This window comes from Sulfuricurvum sp. (assembly GCF_022759005.1).
In the GTDB taxonomy this organism is placed as follows: Bacteria; Campylobacterota; Campylobacteria; order Campylobacterales; family Sulfurimonadaceae; genus Sulfuricurvum.
In genome coordinates this window covers 1-5599 of the sequence record NZ_JAEMQA010000089.1, presented here as the reverse complement: position 1 = coordinate 5599, position 5599 = coordinate 1, and the positions used below count along the sequence as shown (strand labels likewise).

Below are 5599 nucleotides of genomic sequence, written 5' to 3'. Positions count from 1 at the left end.
ATCACGGTATGTATTAAAAAAAACTAATATTTTTGAAGTAAACATTCTGTGTTCTAGCAATGCTATAATTGCGATAATGGAATACAGCTGTAGGAGTAAAGATGGTAAAAGTAGCGGCAGTGCAAATGCAGATGAGCGAGGATAAAAACGCGAACATTCTCAAAGCCGAATCGATGGTACGTGAAGCGGCACGAAACGGAGCCAATATCATTTTGATCCCAGAGCTGTTTGAGGGGTACTATTTTTGCAAGGATATGGACAAAAAATATTTCGAGTGGGCACACACGAGAGAAAATAATGCACTGATAGCTCATTTTAGCGCATTGGCAAAAGAGCTCGGCGTAGTACTGCCGATCAGTTATTTTGAGCGCGACGGCGAGCGGTATTTTAACTCTCTGGTGATGATCGACAGTGACGGAACGGTTATGGAAAATTACCGAAAAACCCATATTCCAGACGGTCCCGGATACGAAGAGAAATTTTATTTCGAACCGGGTGACACCGGCTTTAAGGTGTGGAAAACAGCGTTTGGCAATGTCGGTGTCGGGATCTGCTGGGATCAGTGGTTTCCGGAGACGGCACGTTCATTGACATTGATGGGTGCGGATATGATTTTCTATCCGACTGCTATCGGAAGCGAACCGGAGATTGGCGTCGATTCGGCGTCACACTGGCAGCGGGTTCAGATGGGGCACTCTGCTGCCAATATCATCCCCGTAATCGCCGCCAATCGCATCGGTGAAGAGGTGGGTGAGAGCTGTACCCTGACGTTTTACGGCTCATCCTTTATCACCGACCATACGGGTGCAAAAGTTGCAGAAGCATCGCGTGATAAAGAGGAAATACTCTACAGCGAATTTGATCCGCTCTCCATTCGCGAACATCGTCACTATTGGGGACTGATCCGCGACCGCCGACCGGAGTGTTACGGAGAGATTGTCAAAAATTGATATTGAAATAATGGAACTCCTTTTGCTTTACTCTAGTATTAGAGTTACTAACGGGGGTTGCCGTGAGAGTTGTATTGCGCAATAACGCTATTTTCGTTCAAGGGAGCTCCAACACGCTCGAAGAGTCGTGGATGGAGGAGTTTTTTGATCATCACATCCATAACACGTTGTTTTTGGAAAATGGGGTATTGGTTCTGAACAATGAAAACTCTGCGAACCAAAAAGAGGAATTTTTGGAGACGCTCAGTGAGCGTTTTGCCAAAGCCAATGAACTCTCCAGCCCGTTTTATACCCGCTCTCTCAAACGGTGCAAAACGGCGGCTGTCCGTATCGAAGTGCCGTTTCGTGAGAGTGAAAAAGTAGATGTAGAGGTCTATGCATTCGGACCGGATCGTGTGAAATTGAGTGTTTTAACCCCGAATCGCTGGGTGATGCGTTATCTCAAACAACAGCTCTCAAGTATGGTGACGAGCTCGACGAACGATGCTTTGTTTATTGATGTAACGACTCAGCAATCACGAGCGCGTTTGGAGAAAACACTCAATCGTCGTGAAGTTCTCCACTTTACGATCAACTATCTATACGATGATATGTTTATGAGTCGGTTGTACGGAAATTATCGCGGATGGGGACAAAGCAACGATGCAATCGACAAAATGATCCGTTATCACGCAATTTTTGAGATTCCAATGGGTTCATCTCCCGAAGATTTGAAAAAACGGTATCGAACGCTTGCCAAACGGTACCATCCGGACCGTGTACAAAATAAAAATTCGAAAATTATCAATAAATATACGGAGAAATTTCAGCTTCTCCAAGAGGCATACGGCGCGCTAAGAGCGGTTAGTTAATGCGCTGAGTTCTTCGGAACGGATACGATAAAGCCTCTTCTCCTTCATCTCATTGAGTTCGTTTGAAAATCCCCGTTTTGTAAATAAGAATATTTTATCCGGCGTGATGTTGAGCTTGGAACATTTCTCTTCGAGTTTATGAAACTCTTTTTTGTTGACCTTGTGGTTCGTCCATTTGCACTCTCCGACCCAAATTTCTCCCTCCATTGTTTCGGTGAAGAGATCGATTTCCACTTCGCGGTTCCAATAACTCCCCGAATCTAAAATATCGTTTCTGAAAGACGGCGCCAAAATATCGCGAATGTAGAGATCGCACAGCTCTTCAAACGTAAATCCGACAAACGCATTGAAGTGTTCGCGAAAATGCTCAAAAAAAGGTTGGTAATTTTCCTCTCGGATCGATTTGGCAAACGGTTCGACAAAGGCAAACCAAAAACGCAAAAACGGGGTAGTAAAGCGGTATTTATGAGAGATGACATGGTGCTCTATCTCTTTTTTGAACCGCTGTTTCGGATAGGCGCGTTGCAGAGGCATCTCTCGCGAACGCTCCAAGGTGAGATAGCCGCTGACACGTAAAAATTCAAACGCTTCGTTCCCCCGCTCTTTTCCGATGCGGGCACGGCGGTAGGCAGAGCGTTGGCGGCGGTCTCCGACACTGATCGCATGAAGCAAATTAAGACAGAGCGGATCATCCTTAAGCGGAAGGAGGAGATGTTCACGATGCGATTCAAAGCGATGGAGTATGTGGTTAAGGATCAGGGTCTCAAGCGCTTCATCGGTATTAATCGGTTGGTTGTATCCGCCGAAGATAGCGAACAGTTCAATGCACTGTTCCATGTCTTCGGGAAGATTGAGATGAAAAAAATCGCTTATCAGTTTTCTATCCATTGCGGAGATTATAACCAATAAGTGAGAGGATGGCGTTAGGAGGTGAGAGCAATCGAGATGTTATTAAGAATTTTATTCACCCGTTCTTTGTATTGGTTCAGCAGATCGCTATAACGATCGGCAGATGCGGCATTCACTTCGAGCTTGCTGAGGACATCTGGCATCGAGCGGATAAAATCGCGGTGATCGGCACATTCATGACATACCGACGTACTCGAACACATCCCCCTATTTTCTTATTTATCGAACTTAATTGTAGCTCAAAAAACGCTAAAATAACAAAACAATTCACATCTTTTGAAATGAGAATCAATGAATTATCGCTATATCGGGCGAAGCGGATTACGCGTATCGCCGATTTGTATGGGGACAATGACCTTCGGTAGCCAATGTGATGAGACAGAGGCATTTAAAATTATGGACAAGGCGTACGACGCTGGGGTCAATTTTTTCGATACCGCCGAACTCTATCCTGTCCCTCCCGAAGAGAAACTTACCGGTTTGACCGAGGAGATGGTGGGGCGCTGGCTCAAAACAAAACCCCGTGATGCGATTATTTTGGCATCCAAAGTGGCGGGGGCGGCATCGGGGTGGTTTGTCCCTCCGATCCGTCATGGAATAACGGCGATTGATCGGTTTCATATCGAGCGGGCTATCGAGGGTTCGCTCAAACGTTTGGGAACGGACTATATTGATCTGTATCAGATGCACTGGCCCGATACGATTGTTCCGATCGAAGAGTCGATGCGAGCATTCGATGCGTTGGTGCAAAGCGGCAAAGTGCGTTATATCGGAACGTCGAATGATACGGCACGCGGGACGATGAAGTCACTGATGGTCTCCAAGTACGAAAAACTCGCCCGTTTCGAGTCGATCCAAAACAATTTTTCGCTTCTCAACCGTCGGGATCTGACCGAAATCGCCGCATTATGCCGTGAAGAGAAAATTTCGCTCTTGCCGTACTCCCCTTTGGCAGGAGGAGTCCTCAGCGGTAAATACAATCAAGACATCAATGCACAGGGGCGCTTCAGCGATTATGTCAAATCGGCCAATAAACGCCAGCGTTTGATGGCAGCGCGCTTTATGAACGATAAAACTCTCGCCTCGACCCAAGAGTATCTTCGTATCGCTCACGAAGCGGGGATCCATCCGGTCACGATGGCGATAGCATGGAGCAAGCAGTTCGATTTTGTCGCCTCCACCATTATCGGAGCGACAACTGCTGAGCAGCTCGATGCGACTCTTGCTGCTATGAATGTGACGTTAAGCAATGAAATTTTACAAAAACTGGATGAGGTACATGCAAAAATACTCTATCCTATGGGTTAGTCTCATAGCTCTCGTGATTAGCGGGTGCTCAACCAAACATTACAGTGTCAGTGAACCCAAAATCATCACCATCAAATCGCCGAAGCTCAAATTCGCCGATACGGGGTACATCCGTCATGAGGGGGATGCGGTGGAAGCGGAGCTTTTCACGGCGGGAGTTGCGGTGGAGAAGATTTCTATTGATGAAAAGGTATGTGTGAGTGCAGGGTGTATGAGCGAAGAAGAATTTATACGTGAATACCTCTCTGCTGAATATCCTGCCGATACCCTTCGCCGGATTTTGCTCGGTGAGCCGATTTTCAACGGGATTAATACGGGTGAGCAGTGCGGTGGTGCAAAGACTCAATACATCCGAAATGAAAAAATGGACATCGTTTATCGGCTCAAAAATGATATGACATACTTTAAAGATCGCACGAACGGACTTATCATTAAAATCGAAGATCTAAAGGAGAACAATGCGACTGAGTGAACGAAGCTCTCAGGTGGAGCAATCCCATATCCGCTCAATGACGCGGGCGTGTAACGCACTAAATGGAATCAATATGGCACAAGGTGTCTGCGATCTCGAAGTACCCCGAGCGGTGATCGAGGGGGCGTATGCGGCAATGAATGAAGGGATCAATATCTATACGCCGACGGAGGGATTACCTCGCTTGCGTTCAGCGATAGTCTCTAAGATGAAACGATTTTATGATGTTGAGATTCAGCCTGAACAGGTGTTGGTCAGTGATGGTGCTACGGGGGCATTTTACACGGCGTGTATGGCACTGCTCAACCCGAACGATGAGGTGATATTGTTTGAACCCTACTATGGCTATCACCGCTCCACCCTTACCTCGTTGGGTGCGGTGCCGACATTTGTCCGTCTCGAAGCTCCGGAATGGAGAGTGGATTTAGAAGCGCTTGAAGCGGTAGTGACCTCGAAAACGAGAGTGATGGTGATCTGCAATCCCGCCAACCCGAGCGGCAAAGTTTACACACGTAAAGAGTTGGAGCAAATCGGAGCTTTCGCCGAAAAACACGATTTGATTGTTTTTGCCGATGAGATGTACGAACATTTCTTGTACGGCGATGCGGTGCATATCACGGCACTCAGTGTTCCGAGTCTGAGAGATCGATGTGTCGTACTGAGCGGATTTTCCAAAGTGTTTAGTATTACCGGATGGCGTTTGGGGTATGCGATTGCACCGATCCATGTCATCGAAGCGATGGCACAGCTCAATGATCTGATCTACGTCTGCGCCCCCGCACCGTTACAGATCGGTGCGGCGGTCGGATTAGAGGAGCTTGGAGATGAATATTATGCCGAACTTGCCCGTATCCACGAGCATAAACGCGATCTCTTTTGTGAGGCACTCCGCGATGCGGGGCTGACTCCGAGTGTTCCTGCGGGTGCGTATTATGTAATGAGTGATGTTAGTGCTGTTAGCGGCAATGATGATTTTGAAAAAGCGATGGCGATTTTGGAGAAAACGGGGGTTGCATCCGTTCCGGGACGGGCATTTTATCACGACGATGCAGGTCGTAATATGGTTCGCTTTTGTTACTCTAAACCCCTCGATGTACTCGAAGAGGCGG

7 protein-coding genes are annotated in these 5599 nt (G+C 47.2%); 5 read left to right on the top strand and 2 right to left on the bottom strand.

Annotated elements, in window-relative coordinates:
• Positions 1 to 101 precede the first annotated feature (101 nt).
• Together aguB and JHC35_RS06085 are read left to right on the top strand one after the other, a co-directional pair.
• Entirely contained in the window at positions 102 to 950 is an 849-nt protein-coding gene (gene aguB / locus JHC35_RS06090; protein ID WP_295043020.1) for an N-carbamoylputrescine amidase, read from the top strand.
• Positions 951 to 1012: 62 nt separating this feature from the next.
• Positions 1013 to 1801: a J domain-containing protein gene (locus tag JHC35_RS06085; protein ID WP_295043018.1), complete on the top strand. Its 789-nt coding sequence runs from the start codon at positions 1013 to 1015 to the stop codon at positions 1799 to 1801.
• Here the strand turns inward: JHC35_RS06085 and JHC35_RS06080 are convergent.
• A complete protein-coding gene (locus JHC35_RS06080; protein WP_295043016.1) occupies positions 1784 to 2689 on the bottom strand; it encodes a DUF234 domain-containing protein in 906 nt (301 codons plus the stop codon). The two genes, JHC35_RS06085 and JHC35_RS06080, sit on opposite strands and share 18 nt — an antisense overlap.
• 35 nt (positions 2690 to 2724) lie before the next feature.
• A complete protein-coding gene (locus tag JHC35_RS06075) occupies positions 2725 to 2913 on the bottom strand; it encodes a hypothetical protein (RefSeq protein ID WP_295043014.1) in 189 nt (62 codons plus the stop codon).
• Between the two features lie 88 nt (positions 2914 to 3001).
• On the opposite strand from JHC35_RS06075, the gene JHC35_RS06070 reads away from it, so the two are divergent.
• The 3 genes from JHC35_RS06070 to JHC35_RS06060 form a co-directional block, all read left to right on the top strand.
• Entirely contained in the window at positions 3002 to 4018 is a 1017-nt protein-coding gene (locus JHC35_RS06070; RefSeq protein WP_295043012.1) for an aldo/keto reductase, read from the top strand.
• Entirely contained in the window at positions 3990 to 4490 is a 501-nt protein-coding gene (locus tag JHC35_RS06065) for a hypothetical protein (protein WP_295043010.1), read from the top strand. Before JHC35_RS06070 ends, JHC35_RS06065 begins: the two co-directional genes overlap by 29 nt.
• The coding region (locus tag JHC35_RS06060; RefSeq protein WP_295043008.1) for an aminotransferase class I/II-fold pyridoxal phosphate-dependent enzyme at positions 4477 to 5599 on the top strand (1123 nt) is incomplete at its 3' end. The genes JHC35_RS06065 and JHC35_RS06060, both read left to right, overlap by 14 nt.